The sequence below is a fragment of the Carboxylicivirga taeanensis genome (genome assembly GCF_051851475.1).
GTDB lineage: Bacteria > Bacteroidota > Bacteroidia > Bacteroidales > Marinilabiliaceae > Carboxylicivirga > Carboxylicivirga taeanensis.
The window spans coordinates 1-22,614 of record NZ_JBPUSJ010000019.1 but is presented as its reverse complement, the minus strand read 5'-3'; the positions used below and the strand labels follow the sequence as shown (position 1 = coordinate 22,614).

The following is a 22,614-nucleotide window of genomic DNA, read 5'->3' as shown; positions in this document are numbered from 1 at the left end:
CCAATACATAAAACACTAATTAACTGCAGACTACACAAATATATCACTTCGCGAATAATGTTAAATATTGTCTAATGATGTGGTTATGTTGTGGTATTATTTAAGCGTATTTTACAAAAATATGCCTTTTTTTGTACCACTATTAAAGTAATATCGCACATGAAAACATATAACGATACTCAGCCTATGATACGCATTCTTATGATCGTGTCAATATTCTGGGGAGGTAACCTATCCAAAGCCCAAGATTTCGTTTTAAGACGAAAAGCCATTGTGCATAACTTCAGCAAGAAGGAATACCAGGCAGCCAGCCAAAACTGGGGCATTACGCAAAATGCACAAGGCGAATTGTTCTTTGGCAATACATACGGGCTGTTGCACTATGACGGTTACAGCTGGCGACTACATAAGCTAAAAGACCAGATGGCTATTCGCTCGGTATTTGCAGACCGTGATGGCAAAATATATATAGGTGGTCACGAAGAGTTTGGTTACTGGCAATACAATGACACAGGTGAACTGCTTTATAATTCTGTTAGTTCAAGCCTGCCGTCATCTTATCATTTTAAGAATGAAGATATATGGTCAATTAGCAAAATTGATGGCAAAATGTATTTCAGGTCATTCGCCAGAGTTTATGTTTTATATAACAATAAGATAACAGTTATCGATCCGAATAATTCTATTTTCACTTTTCATGAAATAAAGAGTGAACCATATGTATTTCTTTTAAACAAAGGCTTTCACAGGATTACGGATGATTTTCTACTAGAAAAGGACTACGATTTAGCTGCATTAGACAGATTAAACATCACTTCAACCATTGAAGTTGGCGACTCATTAATTATTGCTAGTGAAAAGAAGGGTCTTTATTTGAAAGTAAATAAGAGAATCAGCAAGTGGGATTGTGAAGCTAACCAGCTATTAGAGGATTTACATATTAATCAGGTCATTTGTCATAACGACCAAATAGTTGTTGGTACTATCAGCGAAGGTATATACCTTTTCAGTATGCAAGGAAAGCTAATCGGCCATTACAACAAATCAAATGGTCTGCAGAATAACACGGTCCTAAAAATGCTGTTTGATTTCAACAATAAATTATGGATAGCATTAGATAAAGGAATTGACCTCATAGACCTTGAATTAGGATTTGATCTTTATGAGGATGAAACAGGCTCACTAGGCTCCGTCTACTCTTCTTCTGTTCTAAATCGGAATTTATACTTGGGGACGAACCATGGTATCTTTTCTACACCATGGCCACCCAATTCAAAAAACAATTTGCCAATTCATTACCACACCAATACAAAAGGCCAATGTTGGAATATCTATAATACAGGAAATCAGTTACTTTTTGGACACAACAATGGAACCTTTTCTACAGAACATTCAGAACTCAAATTAATATCATCGATCTCTGGAGGGGCAGGCATGGCTATTAACCCTTCAAATGGATTGTTATACCAATGTACCTATATTGGTGTAGCCATGTATAAACTGAACATTGAAGGCAAGTGGATCTTCTATAAAATGCTGCAGAATACTAGCAATCCACATAGATTTATTGAGTTTGACTATGAGGGCAATTTGTGGGCCAGTCACTTATACAAACACCTTTATAGGTATAAGCTTAATACCAACGGAGACACAATTCTGAATACCGATGTATTTGGCGAAAAGCAAGGCTTTTTATCGGATTATGACATCAATGTGTTTAAATTGAATAAGCGCATTGTTTTTACCAATAACAGCCAGCTCTTTACATATGATGATATTACGAAAAGAATAACTCAATACAGAAGGTACGAGAACCAGCTTAAAGACTTTGCCAATGCACGACTAATTCATAAATTACGTAATAAGGAATACTGGTTTGCTAAGAATAGCGGTTTTAAAGGATTTATTCAGAATGATGATTCTTTAGTTGCTATCGGTAACATCCAATATTCGAACTTAAAACATAGTGCCGTGGACTTGTTTGAAAATATATCGAAGCTGGAATCAAACCAATACTTATTGGGACTAGAAGATGGTTTTTGCATTTATAATATTGTTGCAGATCAAGGTGATAAAAAGCAAAAAATGCATCTGAAGATAAAAAGTGCACAGGCATTTGGCCCCAAAGGAGAAGTCCTAGCTCTACCGATTCATCTTGAGCAAATAGTATCGGTGCCACATAACCATAATAATATTAAGGTAGAACTCTCAGCTCCTGGCACCTATGGCAATCCTGTAAAATTCTATTATTCACTAGATAAAAAAGATAATTGGAAACCAACAAACGATAATGTCTTAGAACTAAACAATCTTAATTGGGGAAGCTATAATATATATTTGAAAGCCGTCAATGAAAGTATAAATTCGGTTGCTTTTAATAACTACTCCTTTAAGATAAACCGCCCTATAATGCTCCACCCCTTACTTATAATTGGCTATTTAGTAATTGCAGGATTGTTAATTGTGGTCTTTCGAAAAATAACAAACATCAGAATTAAACAGCAAAAGCTAATTTACCTAAAAAAGCTAAAACAACAGAACGAAGCACAGATAAGTAAAATGAATAATCAGCTTTTACAGTCGAAGGTAGCCGATAAATCAAAAGAGCTAGCTAGCTACACCATGTTGTTAAAACGTAAGAATGAAGTTTTGACGGAACTTAAACAAGAAATAGAGCACTTGGAGCTAAGTAAAACCAAAAGCAACCTGCTTACAAAAGCAAAGGCTATGAAAATAATTAACAGCAATTTATCTGACAAAAACGACTTGGAGGCCTTTAACCTTCATTTTAACGAAGGCTACGATAACTTCATTGTAAAGTTGAAGCAGAAACATCCTGAGGTAACGCCCAACGAAATGCGACTTTGCGCCTTTTTACGGATGAACCTCTCCACAAAAGAAATTGCCGTCCTGCTAAATCTATCACCGCGAAGCGTTGAAGTTAAACGTTACAGACTTAGAAAAAAACTTGGGCTAGCAAAAGAAAATAACCTGACTATTTATTTGATAGAGTTTTAAATTTAATTGTGCGACAGAGCTTAATTATTTGACATATTAAATAGACCTAACTCATCAAACCATTTCTCCCTTTTAGAGTTCCTTATTCAATTCATCTAAAATAATATTTGATAAAAGTGGAGAAAGCGAACTCCCTTGGGGTGTTCCTTTCAGTCGCCGGTGAAATAAACCACCTTGCATGGTATAATCTGCAAGTATTTAAGAATAAGCTCTGAAAGTCGCTTATCCTTTAACTTGCTCGATAGAAGTTGCATCAACCTATAATGGTTGACTTCATCAAAATTGCTAGTTCGTCCTATCAACTAGGCCAAACCAGGAACTTACATCCTGCCATCATGTTACCATGCCCGAAATACAGAAAGCGCAACGAAAATAAGTTCCGCTGCGCCCTTCTATAATCACCAGTACTGTATATCTTAATTACTTTCGCCGCTGGTAATTTGGCTTTTTCACATTAAAGAAGTCATTGAATTCCTGAAAAAACTCAACGCCCAACATTTCTGGCAGAGCTGCTAAACCAAGTAACATGCATGCATAATCTACACCTTCGACTTTTGAAGGCCGCCAATTCAAATCGCTGTAGCTGTATTTCCAAAGAATATAATCACCCCCATTAGAGATACCTTCACGAGCTGGTAAAGCCATTTTACCTAAACCTCGAGGATCGCGATACATCGCCACCAGATCCTTACGCACTAAATCCGGCAATACAGGAGAATAACCCGCCAGCGCACTCAAGGCTACGTTCATCCCTTTATTTCTATCGCGTTTAGTCCCCACATCTTCGAGGGCACAAATACGATCCACACAATAGCCTTCCACTAACTTTCCCTCTCGTTCACGTAGACCAACACCTGCCGTTGTTCCCCATTCATAAGGTTGTTTACCCATGTCATCTAAATCAGTTCTGTCATGCCACCAGGCACGATCGGCCAATGCAGCCTGACGCATGGCTTCCTGATACCAGTCGTTAGTAGAAAATTCATGCACAAAAATATAGTTAAACATAAAGGTGAAGTTCGACGTAAACTCACGTGTCACCTTCAGATCGGTCGGTACGTCAAACGTGTCTCCCGCACGCGATGTATAGGTTGCATACGGCAGATTATCTGGCGAGCCATACCATTCGTTCCATAGCTTGTTTGCCGGATCATTTTTCCTTTTTGCCTGATTTTTAGCCATCCATGCTACAATCATGTATTCATTGTAAGGCAATGTCCAGTTTCCTGCCGGCGAACCATCACTATTCATTTTCAACGAAATTTGCCCCTTGGTCCAATCTCCAACAAACAACGACTGATTGATCATATTAAAAAGTTCGTCAGCATATTTTGCTATCTGCTCATTAGCGTTAAAATAACGTTTGGCAAACAATACCCCTCCAAGCATCAAATCAGTATCTATTGGACTCCAGTCTTGCCCAATGGCCTTACCTGTTTCGATATCGTAAAAATGAATAAAACAGTTCTCTGCGGTTCGCTCTAGCTTTATTCCTTTATCATTATAGCCTAATACCGACTCTAAGGTTTCAACGATCTCCTCTTCGGCCGATGTTGTCCATCCCATTTCGGTGGCGACGCATTGGGCAACCAGCCCCATACCAATATTGGCTGCCGAACCGCGATTGGTTTGGCTGTGTGTACTCACAAAATCATGGTACAAGCCATTGTCGGCGCGAAGCATTTGATAAAACTTTACGGTATTATGCAATAGCTCTTCAATAATTTCCTGGTCGCTTTTTTGGGCCCGTGCACTCCAAACCATCATGGTCGCAACAAGTATCAGAACGAGTTTCTTCATACTATCTTTTCTCTAAATTATTTAACCTGTATTGGTTTGGTGTAGCTTGAAATACCATTCTCGCTAAAGGCTTCAATGGAAAAATAATATTCCGTATCGCGGTCTAAACAACGCATAAAATGCTCGGTGTCATCATAGATTAGCCAAGATTGATACAGCTTATCGGGTGCAATTCCCCATCGGATGTTATAGCCCTGTGCCCCTTTTACTGGCGACCATTTGAGGGTAATATTTCTTCTGTCCTCTTCGCGTTGAACTGTAAATCCCTTAACAGGAGATGGCTTTTTACCAAATCCTTTACCAAAAACCCTTATTTCAGATATGGCTAAGTTTTTACCGGGTACTTTTACATTATTGTAACGTACATATTTGGCTTCAACAGGCTGGTTTAAGACGATATATGCGTTAGGTGTATCTTTATAGCTATTGCTTCTATCGACCACAGTTTGCCATTCCTTTCCATCGTCAGATACTTCGATGGTAAACTGATGACGCAATCCTTCGGTGCGAGTATAAATACCAGACTCGTGATCGTGATAGTTTATTTGAAACGCATAAATTTTTCCCGGAGCACGCATCTGAATTTGTCCCCACTGTTGATCGTCATTCGCTTTAGCCACCCAAAAAGACTTTGGACTTTCATCTGTGAGCACATTTGAAAGAATCTGTCCTTCGGCAGTTTTCTCCACTGGCATCTCAGTAATATCATAATTGCCATCGGTTGATGTACTCTTCTTAATTTGCATCAGTGAGGATGACACCGTTGTTTTACCTTTATATGAAAGTAACATCCAACCACAGTGCTGTCCTGCTTTACTAGGATGATTTGGTGCATACCGTGGATAATCACCATAGTGCGTATTGGAGTACATCAGGTCTTCATCATCAAAATAGGTTGGAAACATACACAAACGTCTTTCCCAATGAGAATTAGAAGCCAATGCCATGGTGGCAAAGTGCCAATACTGATTGTTCGTTTGCTTCACGGTGATGCCATGACCAGCTCCGTTGGTAAATCCTCCCGGTTTGAAACACATGGGATTATTCTTCATGTATTTAAATGGACCAAGAGGTGAGTCGCCCACATAAGCTCCATCCCCATATACATTAAACTGCGTACCAGGAGCCGCATATTGCAAGTAGTATTTACCATTGTGTTTGGTCATGGAAGCACCTTCCATATACCCCTCCTTTAACGTTGGATGAAAGTTGTTTTCTCCAAACTGCTCCCAGCCATGCTCTTCCTCAACCAGATTAATCAAATCTTTCTTTACACCAGTTTCCAGCATGCGATCGTCTTTATTCAGCATCTTAACACGGAGAGGATGTACATTTGAGGAGCCCCAGTATAGATAGGTCTTACCATCATCGTCGATAAACAGTTCCGAATCCTGAATGTTGTTAGAAATTGAGGCCGTAGGCGTCCATTTACCACTTTTCGGATCGTCGGAATACAATATGCTTCCGTAACCGGCAGGGTCTCCTGCAAAATACAATACAGAATCCTTATAGTTGAATGCGGTAGGCGCGTTACAGCCTTCAAAAAACCATTGTGCAGGCTTTATGAACTCCCAATTCACCAGGTCGGTTGAATGCCAATAACCAAATGAACGGGTTACAAACATGTAATATTCTCCACGAAACTCAACAACGGCCGGATCGGCACCCGAGCGGTAAGAAATATTCCGGCTGGAATTGTAAACCATGTAGGTATAGTCAATATCTAATGGGTTACAATAGGTCTGAGGCACAACTTCCTGAGCCTTTAATAGGGTAGTAACTAGCATTAAAGCCCCAATCAAAGTGTATGTTAATTTGTTCATCAGTTTTCTTTTTGATTTTTAAACATCCATTTTAATAATTTTGGTTCAGCCAGAGCCTTATCCCAACTATTATGATTCGTATTTGGGTAACTGGTATAGCGAGTACGCCTATCCCCTTTACGCACTGTTTTGTATACCTCATAAGAATAGTGATGTGGCACTACGTCGTCGGCCTCCCCATGAAAAAACCAAATTGGCAGGTGCTTATAATTATCGGTAATCCGATAATCATGTCCGCCACAAATTACAGCAGCTCCGGCATATTTATCCGGCCAGCGGTGTAAAAACTCAAGGGTACCAATACCTCCCATCGAAATGCCCATAATATAGATACGACTCTTATCGACAGATGGGATTTCCATATACTCTTCTACCAGCAAATTAACCATTTCTGCCGGACGCGGAGGCACTTCACTCACCGGGAAATTAAAGACCCAATTTTGCTGTGCATCCATATGTTTCGTGCGGGCTGTCCACATCGTATCCACCGGACACTGCGGAAAAATAACGATGGCAGGATATTTTTGGCGAAGCTTTTCGTTTAAAAACAGGTCGCCTCCTAAATTTAACTGGCGCTCATTATCGCTGCCCCTTTCCCCGGCACCGTGCAGAAATAATAACAGAGGATATTTCTTGTTTTCGTCGTAATTGTCAGGGTACAAAATACGGTATAACAAGGTTTCATTCTCATGAATAAATTCTCTTTTCCCGTATTGAGAAACTTGCTGCGCTTTTACCGACCAGGCAGTTGAAGCCAGAAGTATTAATGCAATTACTAACAATGACTTTTGCATGTTCAAATTTTGTAAGATACAACACTTAAAATATTACAAACCTATGCTTACTGCAAATATTTTTGAGGCACCTGGTATTGGTGAATCAGTTTTTCCAGTTCGGCATGTAGCTTACGTTGAATGGCTGTATATTCGGCTAATCCGTACACGTTATTCATTTCGTTGGGATCGGCTTTTAAATCATACATTTCCCAAACATTATCCTTGTAGAAATGAATGAGCTTATAATGGCCCATTTTCACCCCATTATGGGCTTTAACGCTATGAAAACCAGGATACTCATAATAATGATAGTACACCGATTTCCGCCAAGGCTCTGCCATTGGAGTGCCATCAATTAAAGGCAGCAATGAACGTCCCTGCATTTCTTTCGGAGCATCCACACCAGCCATATCCAGGAATGTGGGTGCGAAATCAATATTTTGCGTCATCGCCTCCACTTTTTGACCCGGTTTAGGAGCAAATGGGTCACGAATAATTAACGGCATGCGGAATGACTCCTCATACATCCATCGCTTGTCAAACCAACCATGTTCACCCAGATAAAAACCCTGATCGGATGTGTAAACGATGATGGTGTTATCCAGCAAGCCTTTTTCTTTAAGATAGGCATACATTTCACCAACACTGTCGTCAACGGAACGCACACAAGCCAGGTAATCCTGCAAATAACGCTGTAACTTCCAAATCGCCTTTTCTTTATCGGTACGCTCGGTCTGGTAAAAATCATCATTGCGTTCGCGATAGGCATCAAGAAAAGTCTGCCGCTCTTTTTCGGTCATCCGACCAAAGAAAACCTGTGGCCAACGATCGTAAAGTAACTGGTCACTGCCTACACCATCAACCATTTTCAGATCGTGCCCTTCGTAGGCATGTTGGTAAATATTCATTTCCTGATTTTGAGCTGCTTCACGACCTTCGTAGTTATCAAAGTAGTTATCGGGCACAGGAAATTCGGTGTTCTCAAACAAGCGGTAATATTTTTCATCAGGAATCCAGTTCCGATGAGGCGCCTTATGCTGCATCATCAAAAAGAAGGGCCTGCTTTCGTCGCGCTCATCAATCCACTTTTTAGTGAAATCCGTAATCAGGTTCGTTACATATCCCATGAACTGTTGCACGGTATCTTCGGTCACAAAATCGGGATTATTGTACTCGCCCTGATCGTTCAAAATCTGATAGTGATCGAACCCTACCGGACGCGTATTCAGGTGCCACTTGCCAATAATAGCGGTTTGGTAGCCATTGGCTTGCAAAATATTAGCAACCGTTGGCTGATGCCCATTAAATTTGGTATTGTCATTACGCATCAAGCCATTAGCATGCGAGTGTTTTCCGGTAAGTATAGTCGCCCGACTCGGCCCACAAATAGAGTTGGCACAGTAATTCTCGAGGAACAGTGTACCTTCATCGGCCAGGCGATCGATGTTGGGTGTAGGGGCCTGTTTGGTAATTGGATGACCATAAGCACCTATTGCCTGCAATGCATGATCATCCGAGATAATATAAAGAATATTGGGCTTGGTACTTTTTCTATCTTTCGATGTGCTGCCGCATGCAGCAAACAGAGCCACAATGAAGGATAGCATCAGTATTTTAGAAAAGTATCGCATAATGTTTTGCTTTATGAGGTGATATCTTTTATAAAAAAAACCCCTTGCGGGGCTTCCCTCAATTAGTTGTATTTGAATGTTGCATGATTTGATTCATCAGCTGAGCTGGCCCCAATCCACAGATTAAAATCACCAGATTCAGCAACCGGTTTAAGATCTAAACCCAGGAACTCAATGGTCTTTTCATCGATGGTAAACTCAACCGTCTTACTTTCGCCCTTTTTGAGAGCAATTTTCTGGAAGTCTTTAAGCTCTTTAACCGGACGAGTTACCGAGGCTGTAATATCCTGAATATATAACTGTACAATTTCTTCACCATCAAAGTTACCAGTATTGGCAACTTCAACTGATGCCTTAATAGAACCACCTTTTGAGAATGCGTCTTTATCCAACTTAAAGTTGCGGTACTCAAAATCTGTATACGATAAACCATATCCAAAAGGATACAATGGCGTGTTCTCAACATCAATGTATGATGAACGATAATCGGCCGGATGCTCTGAGTTATAAGGGCGCCCTGTACTTTTTACATTATAGAAAATAGGTACCTGACCTACGTTATGAGGAAAAGTCATTACCAATTTAGCTGAAGGGTTGTAATCTCCCGCAATCACATCAGCCACAGCATGACCGGCCATAATACCAGGATACCAAGCTTCAACAATCGCATCCACATTTGCGGCTTCCCATGATAAATCCAGCGGACGTCCGTTGAATACGACCAGTACAATTGGTTTACCTGTCTTTTTCAGCTCTTTTAGTAGTTCGCGCTGATTACCGGGTAAGGTAATATCCGTACGGCTGGCTGCTTCGCCCGACCAGTGATAGTTTTCTCCCATTGCTACTAAAATAACATCGCTATTACGAGCGACTCTAACAGCTTTGGCAAACCCATTTTTATCTGCACTATTGACAGTGGTTATTTTTTGTGTTTTTCGATCAATTAAAGGCAATTTAGTGCCTTCTGCATAGTTAAATTTGATGTTAGAACCAGCATATTTAGCATTTAATCCTTCGCGTAAAGTAACCGATTTGTTGCGGTCACCTTTCATGGCCCATTCTCCGTTCAGGCTCTCACGCTCATCGACAAACGGTCCGATCAAGGCAACACGTTTAGCCGACTTTTTATCTAATGGAAGAACCTTGTTCTCATTCTTCAACAGTACAATTGAGCCTTGAGCAGCTTTACGTGCCAGCTCCAGCTTATCTTTACTCATTATTTCTTCTTTCTCGCGCTGTGCATCGCAATAGCGGAAAGGGTCGTCAAACAGTCCCAATAAAAACTTCATTTCAAGAATACGAGCCACAGCAACATCAATCTGCGCCTCCGAAACTTTACCCTCCTCCACCAATTCACGCAAATGCGTAACGAAGGCCTCACTAATCATGTCCATATCGATGCCAGCATCTAAACTTAGCTCTGCTCCGTGTTTCAGATCTTGTGCATACCCATGGTTAATGAGCTCCAAAATAGCTGTATAGTCGGTTACAACCATCCCTTTAAAATCCCACTGCTTACGCAAAATATCAGTATATAGATATTTGTTTCCGGTACATGGAACACCGTTCAGGTCGTTAAAAGCTGTCATAAAAGTACCGACACCTTCGCTGATGGCAGCTTGAAATGGCGGAAAATAAGTCTCGTGCAATGTGTGCTCCGAGATATCCACGGTGTGGTAATCGCGGCCTGCCTGAGCTGCACCATACGCTACAAAGTGTTTAGCACAAGCAATCAGTGTATTGTTCTTATTAAGGTCGCTGTAATTATTGATGCCCTGAAAACCTTTTACACGCGCCTGAGCCACTAGAGAGCTCAGATAAACATCCTCACCGGCACCTTCCATAACACGCCCCCAACGAGGATCGCGCGCCACATCAATCATAGGGGCAAAGTTCCATGCTACCCCAGAAGCAGTAGCTTCTTCGGCTGCTGCGCGAGCCGTTGCTTCCATCAGCTCCAAGTCCCAGGAACAAGCCTCTGCCAGAGGAATCGGAAAGGTGGTTTCTAAACCGTGAATTACATCAGCCGCAAATAGCATTGGAATCTTCAAACGCGAGTACTTCAGGTTCTGTTCTTGCAGCATTCGCACATAATCAGCACCAAACACGTTGAAGGTACTACCAATCATCCCTTTTTTAAGGTACTCCCCCGATTTATTATCACTCACCTCTCCAGTTGGCGCAAAGTTTCCGGAATATTGATTCATTTGGCCAATTTTTTCATCAAGGGTCATCAGTGACAGTACTGAATCCACTTTATGCTCAATTACCGGATCACCACTGTAGCTCTTCCACATCGTTTTATACTCCTTGGGCTGCGAGCAAGCTACTGCAGCCAGAAGTGCAACAGCAAAAGTTCCTTTATAGATAATTTTATTCAACATAGTTACCTCTTTGTGTTTAATTTTGTCTCAACGGTTCACTTATAAGTTTGGTATTAAATAGGTAGAGGAGTCTCCCCCTCTACCCTATGCTAACAATGAATGATTATTAGTCCTGAACAGGCTCTAATAAATTAGGATTCAAATCTTCCTGACTGGTTGGAATTGGTAAGAACTCATGCTTACCAGCTACGAAACCAGGTAGTACTTCGGCAGCTTTACCGGTACGCACCAAGTCGTTAAAACGCTCGCCCCACTCAACCGAAAGTTCAGCACGACGCTCATCAAGAATATCTTCGATGGTTGGATTACTGATTGGTGCTAAACCAGCGCGCAAACGCACCTCATTAAAGGGTGTAGCTGCATCGCCGCCCACTCTCACTTTGGCTTCAGCATTCATCAATAACACATCGGCATATCGTAATACACGAATGTTGTTATTTGAACCATAATCATTTCGTCCATCTGTAATTTGCGATTTAGGAACATACGCTTTGCCGTTATAATGCGCTTTTATGTCCATGTAATCTGGTTGAAATAAGTTAACGTTATCTCCGGCAGGTGTGACTGCATCCGATTCGAGAACAGCAACATTCCAGCGTTTTGTTTCGCCCCGGTCTTTCATAAACTGAAGAAATTCGGGCTCCAACAACATAAAACCCCACCCAGAAATAGGCGCCGGATTATTACGTGGTCCCTGATGCTGGAACCAAGCTCCTCCGTAGACCTGATCGCCACTTCCATTACCAAAATCGGTAAACTGTAATTCGTAAATGGACTCTGAACATAGCTTTCCAGGAATCTTAAATAAGTTATAGTAATCGTCGTACAACCCATAACCACCCTTCTCAATTATTTCGTCAGTTAAGGTTTTCACCAACTCGTAATTACCTTCCAGCAAAGCTACTTTTGCCTTTAAGGTCATGGCAGTGTACTTGGTAACCGCCCCCTTATGTGCAGGCTGCGTTTCAGGCAGGTGGGTGATACAAAAATCCAATTCTTCATGAATGGCTTCACGCACTTTAGCCTGACTGCTGCGGTAAGGGAAAGCAAAGTTTACATCTTCCGCATCAATAAGAGGTACATCGCCCCATAAATTCGAAATCATGTAATAGGCTAATGCCCGGTGAAACACTATTTCAGCTTCGTACTGATCGGCCAGCAAAAATTGCTCATCAGTCGTAAGGTGTTCCCTAAAACGATTCAGTAATTCAGTGTTGTTATAAGTTCCAATAACAATCTGATAATAAGCATTCCATGAGTTATTCAAGGCCCAAAAACCTTTTACTGCATCGTAATTAAAATTCTCAAAATCCAGGTAACCGCCCTGGTCGGCAACCGACCCACCTCCTTTAGTTACATCATCGTTGCGAACATTCAGTAGGGGCCATGTTTCCCATTGAGAAAGTTTACGGCGCGCATTGGCATATACGCCAGATACAGGCGAATACATTTGACTTGGATCACTATAATCAATTTCTTCTGTTGGGATAGTGCCTTCCTGCACAATGTGCAACCAATCCTCGCAGGAGGTTAACATCAGCACTCCCAATAATAATGCGATATATTTATTTATGTATTTCATAATTTTTCTTTCTAAAACCGTAAGGCTCATGCCCAAACTTCAAGATTTACTCAAAACTAAAACAGGCATTGGTCATCGGTTAATTATTGGAAATTAGTTAAAATGTTAAGCGTGCTCCAACCGTGAAAATAGCCGGTATTGGATATACTTGTTTATCGATTCCTCCTGGCACTTCTGGCGTAAATCCATTGCTGGAAAAGAAGGTATATGGACGATCAGCATTCACGAAAACTTGTGCAGCACCTAAATTTGCTTTTTCCATCCATGCTTTTGGCAAATCATACGATAAGCGCACATTCTGAATCCTGAAATAAGAACCATCTTCCAGGAAAAAGCTATTTAATCTTCCGGTATTCCAAGGCTTAAACATACCCGCCGCTGAAGGTGTATCGTTGGTTGAACCTTCGCCTGTCCAAACCGCATCCACTAAATTAGCATCCAGGTTGTTACTTCCATGCTTATTAATATCTGCACGTCGGCGGTTGAATATGGTAGCTCCCTGCACACCCTGAAAAGTAGCCGCTAAATTGAATCCTTTGTAACCGGCCGAAATATTGATACCATAGGTAAAATCAGGATTTGGACTTCCTAACAATGTTCTGTCATTTCCATCGATAACACCGTCATTGTTTCTGTCAACGTATTTGAAATCGCCGGCCGCTAAACCATTTGCTTTTGCGATTGGATCAGCATCAATCTCCGCTTGGTTTTGGTAAACTCCAGCAACCTCCCATCCATAAAACGAATAAACTTCATGTCCTACCACATGGCGTTGAGGAAATTCTGCAGATCCCGTTTCGATATAAGGGTTTCCATTCAAGTCGATAACCTCGTTATTGATTGTGGTAATATTAGCACCTACCGTATAGCGGAAATCTGAACCAATCTTATCCGACCAGTTAATCATGGCTTCAAACCCTGAGTTACGGATAGTACCCACATTCTGCAACACCTCAGGATTACCAAAAGCAGCGCGTGGCTTGACAACAGCATTTTTGGTGTCGCGTAGATAGTAATCCGCTTCAACACTCAAACGGTAGTCAAACAGCTTTGTGTCGATACCAATATTTGCTTCGTTAACTTCTTCCCATTTAAGGTAGCTAAAACGCGAATTGTTGATCATTCCGGGAACAAGCACCCCGTTATAAATTCCAGAATCGTTTAGCCCTCCTGTGGCAATAGAAGCAAATCCATCATTAGAAGGCACACGGTCATTACCAAGTATACCCCATGATGCTCGTACTTTCAGGTAATCAAATTCCCATTCTTTTAGGCCACTGGCAAAGTTCTCTTCTGATACGACCCATCCTGCCCCAACAGAAGGGAAATAGCCCCACTTCTCCTGGTACTTCGATGAACCATCTGCACGCATCGTTAACGACAAAAGATATCTATACTTATAGTCGTACGATAAGCGGGCAAAGGCAGACATTCCTCTGAAACGAGAACCGCCATCGTACACCCGACTTGTTTCCTCATTACCCGAATCTAAATAATCGTCATTAAGTACACCTTGCGCGGTACCTCTCATCCAACGATAGTTTTCTTCACGTACAGAAAAACCAACCATAGAGGTTAAATTGTGATTGCCCCAGCTATTTTTGGCTGTAATCGTATTATCCCAGATATAATCGTAGTTCCAGTTGGTGGTTTTGCTTAATGAATTAATGGTTTGTTCATTATTTCCAACCTTGTATTCGGGTATAAAATGAGAAGCAGCTCCATAACTAAAGTCAGCATTAAAAGCCGAACGAAAAGCTATATCTCTCATTTCCCAAGGTCTTAGCTCAGCATAAATATTAGGCAAAAAACGCGTAATAGCAGACTCATTATCACGATTATAGTGAGCTACCGCCACCGGGTTAGCATAGTAAGTGTCATAACCCAGGTTATGTGGGTTAGCAAACTTCACCGGGTAGGCTTCATCATCAGATAGTGATTCGTCGTAAACCGGAAACATTGGGTTACTGACATAAGCCTGAAACCAAGCCATGTTATCATCAATCTTCCGATCTTCCTGAGTTAACAGGGTACCAAAACCAACCTTTAGCTTTGAGGATACATCATAATCCACCTTTGCCCTAAGGTTAATACGGTTGTACTCACCATCAGAATCCATAATACCATCCTGACCATAATAGCCAACGCTAAAGGCGTATGCCGACTTATCGTTACCGCCGGTGAGCGATACATTATGGTTTTGAACAGGTGCACTCTTTCTAATTAACTCATCGTACCAGTCGGTAGAAACAGCTGGCACACCGTTTTCACCTCCATAGCGGGTAATAGCTGCGTTTACTCTATTGATATAGCCCTGTACACCTGAAGCACGCATAAAGTTTGCATACTGCGATGAGTTAGCCATCTCCAGACGCTGAGTTACGGTTTGTACACCATAATACCCATCATAAGTAACATTCATTTTCCGGTTCTTAGTACCACTTTTTGTAGTTATTAAAACCACGCCATTGGCAGCGCGCACCCCATAAATCGCAGCTGCAGATGCATCCTTTAATACCGACATGGTTTCGATATCATTAGGACTTAAAAAATTTATGTCGTCTAAAAACATTCCGTCAACAACATACAATGGGTTAGTTCCCTGAAGCGTTCCAACGCCGCGGATGCTAACAGTTGGCCCTTCACCTGGAGCACCTGAGTTAACAATGGTGACCCCAGCTACTTTACCTTGGATGGCACCCATTGGTGATGCCGTTGCTACTGAAGTAATTTCATCGCCGGAAATGCTTGCAATTGGCGAGGTTAAGTCTTTTGATTTACTTGTACCATACCCTATTACCACAACCTCTTCCAGGTCACTCGCCTCATCCTCTAGTGTAATGGCAAAAGAGGTATTTTCTCCAACAACTAACTCCTGTGTTTTTAATCCAATAAAAGAAATCACCAACACATCAGTAGGCTGTACATTGTTTAGTTCGAACTTACCTTCCAAATTTGATGTGGTCCCATTCATGGTCCCTTTAATCAGAATGGTTGCCCCAGGCAGTTCATACCCAAGATTATCCCGAATTTCACCCGAGATCTTCTTAGCTTCCTGTGCCAGAGCAATATTGCTGACCATCAGGAATACAATAAGCAATCGTTTAATCATAATAAATTGAATTTAAATTTATTTAGCTTTAATCCTTAAGCTGTTAACATATGGTTGTCCCTTGACAGGGGTTAATTTCACTTCTATAAAAGGCTGATCTGTAGATATTACATAGGTTTTGAGCAGAGCATGGTTGCCACCTACAAGTTTGGCCGGCGAAAAGCTGACTTCTAACTCTTGGCCATTTAATGCGATATTAAATACGCTAATCGACTTATCATTTATCGTGCCATTTCCTAAATCGTAGGCGAGAGGCTGACCATAGTAATTCAGATCAGCAAAACCAAGTGTCAACTCGTAGGTACCTGGCTCTACATCAAAACGATAAGCCATTTCACCTTCGCGGCGAGTTTGAAACAATGGATCTTCCTGAGTCCCTTTAATTTCAGCAGTTGTTCCAGGGCGGTCTCCCCGCTCCATCGCCTCGCCATTGATGTATCCCCAGCTTCCTTTCTCATAGGGTCTGTCAGGCATAAATACCAGGCTTGAACCATCGGCATGAAAATAGGCGTCGCTACCTGCATTAATGCAAATATCCACAGTATTATTTTCCGAGATACGTCTTTTTAAATGGCGGACCTCCATTGGTGCAAAGTCTTTTACCTCTTCACCGTTAAATAATCCTCGTACACTAAGGTTATGGGTACCCTCTTTGAGTTCTACCTCCCATTGTGCAGTGCAGTTTTTAGTCTCTTTTTTACCAAAACTAACCTCATTGATTTGCAATTCCACTTCCTTGAGGTTACTGTACACCTTAATAGCTTGCTTACTATCCGAATCGAGCAACACTCGCTGCTGCCAATCCCTTGTAGCCAAGTGGAGTACAGGCGTATTATTACTTAAAAATGCTTTTTGATAGAAAAACACATCCTTCAACTCACGGTTGCTATACATGAGCCCTTTATTATTGATGCGCGGCATCGATTCGTTGCGCAAAGCTGAACTAAAGTCTACCAAGTTCCACATGGCTCCTCCCATTATATAGGCAGAGTCCCGAATAACCGGCCAATAATGCTCCATAAATAATTGCTGATACTCGATAGAAAAATCAAACTTCCGAGGCTTTAAGGTGTGTATACGCTTGTCCGATCCGGCTCCAAACTCCGATATTATTAATGCCCGTTCAGGATACTCCTGGTGTTGCTTCGATACAAAGGTTTCAAACCCCTTCAGGCCACCACCATACCAACCATCGTACAGGTTCCAACCTGAGATGTCAGTTATGCCGGCTAATCCAATTTCATTGTATAGAGGCGTTCCGTGATAAGCCATAACTGTTAGGCGATTAGGATCTATCGTTTTACAAACTCCTTCCAGCTGTTTTGCCAATCGCACGGTTGCTGCATAACGTTCTTTGCGTTCGTTACTATCTTTTATGCGGTGTGGCACCTGTATAATTGCCTCGTTCATATAGCCCCACATTACCACAGAGGGGTGGTTAAAGTGCTGGCGGACCATTTCTCGAAGTTGCCGTTCTGCATTATCGAAAAACGCCTGATTATCATTAACTAAATCCACCACTGGGACTTCTTCCCATACCAAAAGCCCATACTTGTCACAAGCGTCAAGTACTGCTTCCGACTGCGGATAATGAGCTAAACGGATAAAATTAGCTCCCATCGATTTTAATACCTTTATGTCATCTGTATGCTGCACATCGGACAAAGCAATGCCATATCCTTTCCGGTCCTGGTGACGACTGGCTCCCATCAGCTTAATTGGCTTACCATTCAAAAAAAGCGCATTATTAGCTCCTACTTCGAACCAACGCCATCCGATAGTTTCTTTCTGTTGATCAAGAACTTTCCCATTCTTGGTTTTTAACACAACATCAAGAGTATATAAATTTGGTTCTTCGGGCGACCATAGCATGGGTCGCTTTAACGTAGGTAAAGTGACTTCAAAATGGTTACTCCCCCTTTTTATTCTTTTGCTGACTGAAAAATCAAACACAGCTTGTTTCTGCGGATCAAAACCATGAATTTCAATGGTTACACGCTCATTATTACTTAATGTATTATTAATGGATAACTGCAATACCCCTTTTGCCTGTTTATCAGATACCTCATCGATAGCAAAAAGCAGTCCCTTTCCTCCAAGACTATCCAGCTCAAAGCTTATTTCATTTTTTTCAATGAGCCAAACCGGACGATACACTCCTCCAAATATGGTAAAATCACCACTTAGCGGAGCTAAATTATCATTAGTATTATCTACTACTAAACGGATGTCGTTAGATGAATTGTATTTTAAATGTGGTGTAATGTGTACATAAAACCCTGTGTAACCGCCAGAATGTGTAAGCACATGGTTGTCATTTATTACCACATCTACTTTTGAATTCACTCCTTCGAAATACAGATATTGTTGAGTCTTTTCAGAAGTTTCTGAGATTACAAAGCGCTTAGAGTATTCGCCAATACCTCGGTAATAGTTTTTGTTTATGTAGGCATCATCATTCCAATGGTGCGGCAGAATAACCTGAATAGAATCCTTACCAGTACCTTTTTTAAAAAACCATCCTTCATTAAAAGACGTTTTGAGTACCTGAGCATAGCCATATCCAAATTGACTTATTACAAACAGCGTTAATAATAGCTTCTTCATTGTGATTAACTATTCATTTCTGATGTAAAAATGAACAATTGTCCTCAAAGGCTTTTTTTTCCTTATACATCAAATATACATCACCCTGTATGATAATTAGTAGAGCGTTGTTCTACTGATAGTTGGCTTCATTCTTTTAGCTCTTCATTACACCAAACTATTCAACCTTGATAACATACATTACATCATCCTTTATACATCATTTTTGTGATGAAAGAAAAAATAAATATATTGCTACCACTGACCAATATTACGGAAATTACAACTAAATAGACATTCCTATTTTTTTAGAATTTAAGGATTTCAACTTACAATCAGCAGTGAATGTGGCGGCATAGGATCATATTATCAGTTTTAGCACTACTAATGATACACATCAATAGTTTTGCCTGGAATGCAAACGGCAAAAACAAAGCCATGCTTGCGCCAGAAATTTATAGTTTTTTTAAAGATGATTACAATGGTGAAAGACAAAATTGGGACGTTTCGAGCTCAAGCAGTGGAGCTACCTATTTTGCCAACACATTAGGTCTACTCAGATACGATGGCGAGAACTGGAGTCTGTATAAAACCTCCAATATTTTGAGAGCCGTTTACTGCTCCAACGACACCATTTATGTTGGTGGTAACGGATTAATGGGGTACTTCTTAGAAAAAGAGCTGCATAAAGGCTTTCAAGCACTAACAAAAATTGAAAACGACATATGGAAAATATTTCGACTTAACGAACTAATAATTTTTCAATCTTTTGACAAAATTTACCATGTTAACTCGGAAGGTTTAGTTGGCATAGAGCGATTTAAAAACGGCAACACAACCTTCACCTATCCGATTGGTGAAAAAATTATCTATCAGATAAGTTATGGAAAACTGATGGCCACTACGCCCAATGGCAATGAGCGTGTCATTTGCGATACGCCTGAAATAGGCAAGTTTTTGGTAAAATACATATCTCAGTTGAGTGCCGATACCTTTCTGATCGGAACACTCAAAAACGGTTTATTTACATTATCAAATAACAAGCTAACTCCCTTCAACACTCCCATAAATGATTTTATTAAAACTAATAAACTCAACAAGATAATTAGGATAGACAATGACAACTATGCCTTTGCCACCATGAATGGAGGTGTAATCATTGGGGATTTAAGTGGTCAAATAATCTATGTATTAAACCGCTCTAATGGCTTATCAAACAACCGTGTACACGCTATTTACAAACATCAGGATCGATTTTTATGGATCGCAACTGATAATGGCGTTTCACTGATTGATCTGAAAAACCCAGTCTTATTTTTCAATAATCAGTTTATTGAACTGGGGGCTTTTTACGACATTGCCATGCTGAACGATACGTATTATGTTGGCACTAACCAGGGCCTCTATAAAATAACTCCTTTCAAAAATCAAACTTCCGTTTTTGAAATTGAATTAATTAAAGGTTCAGAAGGACAAGTTTGGAACATTGATGTTATTGGCAACACCTTATGGATTGGTCATAACAACGGCACTTATTTATTGGATGGAGCACAACTCAAACAAGTATCTAAAGTCGCTGGTGGATACACAATGCTTCAAAGCCAGTTTGACCCAGATATTGTTTACCAAACATCGTATTTTGGTGTGGCTGTTTATAAAAAAACAAACAAGAGATGGCAACTCCACTATTCCATTACCGATATTGATGAACTCACAAGGGATGTTGTTGAATTAAGGGATGGTTCTCTTATTATTAGTGGAGCGGCCAATACACTGTTTCATATATGGCCCGACAATGAAAACAGAAAATACACTGTCAAAAACTTAAGCTTGCTTCCACAAATGCGCAATACAAATTGGGTGCGAGCCTTTGATATCAATGGTCAAGTGCTAATTACGTCAAACGACACCTCTTTTTACTATGGAGCTGACGAGAGCTCCTATGCTTGCCCCAAAGCTTTTAATAAGGCAAGTTATATTTCTGAAGTTATTAACAACCATGTATTTGTAAGACACAACAAACAGTTAACCCTCTATAACCTTAAAACTGATACAATTGTACCACTTGCCTACAACCTGAATAACATTGAAGATGACCTTATATTTAAATATGAGAGAATCACCCAACCCATAAATGGACAAATAATGCTATGTTTATCAGACCGCATTGCATACACCAATCTAAATAAACTAAAAACCGCTCAAATTAACAGCGTCACCCCATCTATAACCGACATCCAATGCAGTAACGACCGCACAGGTCAAGAAGGTACTTTCAGGGCCGATGAGGCGATACCATACAAATACAACACCTTACAGTTTACTTTTACGGCTTTCAGATATGGACTTAAATCATCATACGAATACATGTTAGAAGGCTACAACGACAGCTGGCAAAGCCGAAAAGATAACCGTGCTGTTTTTCAGAATCTACGCGAAGGCACCTATACCTTTAAAGTGCGCGAAAAAGACGGCTCTTTAATAAACAGCCTTGCCATTTGTATTGCGCCACCACCGCTGCGATCGAAACTAGCCTATGCAGCCTACGCAGTGTTATTAATTATTCTGAGCATTGTGTTACGATATACCTTTCATCAAACCCATAAGAAAAAAGCGTACCTGAGGCTTCAAAAAGAGCGCAAACGTTTAAATGATCTACGTATCCTTAAATCCCGACAACAACTGGGTGAGGAAGTTAAACAACTACAAGAGGAAGTAAGCAGCAAATCAAACAAGCTTGCCAACCTACTTCTTCAAAACAACAAAAAGAAAGAAATAATCGATAAGATTAACGGGGAATTAAAACATATCCGCGAGAATCACCGATTTGTGGACGGACGCCAAATTGATAGACTCTCCAAAATGATAAAAGTGAACTTTGATGAAAAGAAAGACTGGCTGGTATTTGAAGCTGCCTTTTCTGAAGCACACACACACTTTTTTCAAAAGCTACGAACAAAACATCCAAACCTTACTGATTTGGATTTAAAACTCTGTGCCTACCTAAAAGTGAATCTGTCGTCAAAAGAACTGGCACCTATACTCAAAATCACCACTCGCAGTGTCGATTTAAAAAAGTATCGATTAAAAAAGAAATTAAACTTAAGTAAAGATCAAAGTCTTAAACAGTACATCATGGACTTTGATGACTAAAGGTTTTTGAATCCAAATTAGAATACACTATTATGCCATTCTGAGCTAAAATATCACTCTCAAATACTTTTCTCAATCCTCGTTAATATTAGTGAAATTTTAAGCTTGCCCCCATGATTTAACAATTTGTGATTCCCAAGAATTGCAGATGTCAGTAAATAATCAAACATAGCCAATACCGGATTACCGTTATTCAGATTCATGAAGGTTTGTCTTGGTCTATTTTTTTTAAGAATCGGCAAGTCCACTCGAGCGCGTTCAGGAAATTCTTCTTGAGTCAGCTTGTTCGGTGCTCGACGCTTTTTTACAAATTCAGTTAATAACCTGGGTTAGAAATGCAGCCAAGCTGATTCAAAAGTAAATAAAGCCACAAAGATATTCTTTTATACAGATAAATTTTGATATGAATGCCATATGGCAATAGACGAACATCGATTGATAGATGGTAGTTAAAAAATAAACGCAACTAGCTATGTAAAATTTCAGACTTAGAAGTTATATCCGTAATGATTCTGTTTCATTAACCTCACTCTCTGAATTTGAAGAATTTTTACATAAAGGATTTTAAAAGAGTTGGCAACGATCTGCAACATCAACAAAAACCTAACCATGCATATGGCACGCCACACCTTTGCTACCACCGTCACCTTATCAAATGGCGTCCCCATTGAAACAGTCTCAAAAGTTCTTGGTCATAAATCTTTAAAAATCACTCAGATTTATGCGAGAGTATTGGAAAATAAAATATC

Annotated in this window: 11 protein-coding genes; 3 read left to right on the top strand and 8 right to left on the bottom strand. The window is 40.4% G+C overall.

Annotated features, from left to right (window positions below):
• The first annotated feature begins 159 nt into the window (after window positions 1-159).
• On the top strand, window positions 160-3,018 hold the full coding sequence (locus ACSX1H_RS17885; RefSeq protein WP_439185614.1) for a helix-turn-helix and ligand-binding sensor domain-containing protein: 2,859 nt from the start codon (window positions 160-162) through the stop codon (window positions 3,016-3,018).
• Between the two features lie 420 nt (window positions 3,019-3,438).
• On the opposite strand, the gene ACSX1H_RS17880 is transcribed toward ACSX1H_RS17885, so the two are convergent.
• From ACSX1H_RS17880 to ACSX1H_RS17845, 8 genes are all read right to left on the bottom strand, one after another.
• Window positions 3,439-4,818 (bottom strand): hypothetical protein, encoded by a 1,380-nt coding sequence (locus ACSX1H_RS17880; protein WP_439185613.1) that lies wholly within the window; start codon window positions 4,816-4,818, stop codon window positions 3,439-3,441.
• 17 nt (window positions 4,819-4,835) lie between these two features.
• Window positions 4,836-6,641, bottom strand: a complete 1,806-nt coding sequence (locus ACSX1H_RS17875) for a family 43 glycosylhydrolase (protein WP_439185612.1) — start codon at window positions 6,639-6,641, stop codon at window positions 4,836-4,838.
• Window positions 6,641-7,435 (bottom strand): carboxylesterase family protein, encoded by a 795-nt coding sequence (locus tag ACSX1H_RS17870; protein ID WP_439185611.1) that lies wholly within the window; start codon window positions 7,433-7,435, stop codon window positions 6,641-6,643. Before ACSX1H_RS17870 ends, ACSX1H_RS17875 begins: the two co-directional genes overlap by 1 nt.
• A gap of 47 nt (window positions 7,436-7,482) precedes the next feature.
• Window positions 7,483-9,048, bottom strand: coding sequence for a sulfatase family protein (locus ACSX1H_RS17865; RefSeq protein ID WP_439185610.1), 1,566 nt, complete (start codon window positions 9,046-9,048; stop codon window positions 7,483-7,485).
• Between the two features lie 62 nt (window positions 9,049-9,110).
• A complete protein-coding gene (gene bglX / locus ACSX1H_RS17860) occupies window positions 9,111-11,432 on the bottom strand; it encodes a beta-glucosidase BglX (protein WP_439185609.1) in 2,322 nt (773 codons plus the stop codon).
• A 106-nt stretch (window positions 11,433-11,538) separates the two neighbouring features.
• Window positions 11,539-13,014, bottom strand: a complete 1,476-nt coding sequence (locus ACSX1H_RS17855) for a RagB/SusD family nutrient uptake outer membrane protein (RefSeq protein ID WP_439185608.1) — start codon at window positions 13,012-13,014, stop codon at window positions 11,539-11,541.
• Between the two features lie 97 nt (window positions 13,015-13,111).
• Window positions 13,112-16,126, bottom strand: coding sequence for a SusC/RagA family TonB-linked outer membrane protein (locus ACSX1H_RS17850; protein WP_439185607.1), 3,015 nt, complete (start codon window positions 16,124-16,126; stop codon window positions 13,112-13,114).
• An 18-nt stretch (window positions 16,127-16,144) separates the two neighbouring features.
• Window positions 16,145-18,733 carry a glycoside hydrolase family 2 TIM barrel-domain containing protein gene (locus ACSX1H_RS17845; protein ID WP_439185606.1) on the bottom strand — a complete coding sequence of 863 codons (2,589 nt, stop codon included), beginning with the start codon at window positions 18,731-18,733 and terminating at the stop codon, window positions 16,145-16,147.
• Window positions 18,734-19,099: 366 nt separating this feature from the next.
• Between ACSX1H_RS17845 and ACSX1H_RS17840 the strand changes: the two genes are divergently transcribed.
• Complete coding sequence (locus ACSX1H_RS17840; RefSeq protein WP_439185605.1) at window positions 19,100-21,865, top strand: triple tyrosine motif-containing protein; 2,766 nt, start codon at window positions 19,100-19,102, stop codon at window positions 21,863-21,865.
• 573 nt (window positions 21,866-22,438) lie between these two features.
• On the top strand, window positions 22,439-22,614 hold a 176-nt coding region (locus ACSX1H_RS17835), incomplete at its 3' end, for a tyrosine-type recombinase/integrase (protein WP_439185622.1).

What these genes read in the sequence shown, in the direction of transcription:
- ACSX1H_RS17885 (WP_439185614.1), top strand. Translation starts at nt 160, where the DNA reads ATGAAAACATATAACGATACTCAGCCTATGATACGCATTCTTATGATC.
- ACSX1H_RS17880 (WP_439185613.1), bottom strand. Translation starts at nt 4,818, where the DNA reads ATGAAGAAACTCGTTCTGATACTTGTTGCGACCATGATGGTTTGGAGT.
- ACSX1H_RS17850 (WP_439185607.1), bottom strand. Translation starts at nt 16,126, where the DNA reads ATGATTAAACGATTGCTTATTGTATTCCTGATGGTCAGCAATATTGCT.
- ACSX1H_RS17840 (WP_439185605.1), top strand. Translation starts at nt 19,100, where the DNA reads ATGATACACATCAATAGTTTTGCCTGGAATGCAAACGGCAAAAACAAA.
- ACSX1H_RS17870 (WP_439185611.1), bottom strand. Translation starts at nt 7,435, where the DNA reads ATGCAAAAGTCATTGTTAGTAATTGCATTAATACTTCTGGCTTCAACT.
- bglX (WP_439185609.1), bottom strand. Translation starts at nt 11,432, where the DNA reads ATGTTGAATAAAATTATCTATAAAGGAACTTTTGCTGTTGCACTTCTG.
- ACSX1H_RS17875 (WP_439185612.1), bottom strand. Translation starts at nt 6,641, where the DNA reads ATGAACAAATTAACATACACTTTGATTGGGGCTTTAATGCTAGTTACT.
- ACSX1H_RS17865 (WP_439185610.1), bottom strand. Translation starts at nt 9,048, where the DNA reads ATGCGATACTTTTCTAAAATACTGATGCTATCCTTCATTGTGGCTCTG.
- ACSX1H_RS17845 (WP_439185606.1), bottom strand. Translation starts at nt 18,733, where the DNA reads ATGAAGAAGCTATTATTAACGCTGTTTGTAATAAGTCAATTTGGATAT.
- ACSX1H_RS17855 (WP_439185608.1), bottom strand. Translation starts at nt 13,014, where the DNA reads ATGAAATACATAAATAAATATATCGCATTATTATTGGGAGTGCTGATG.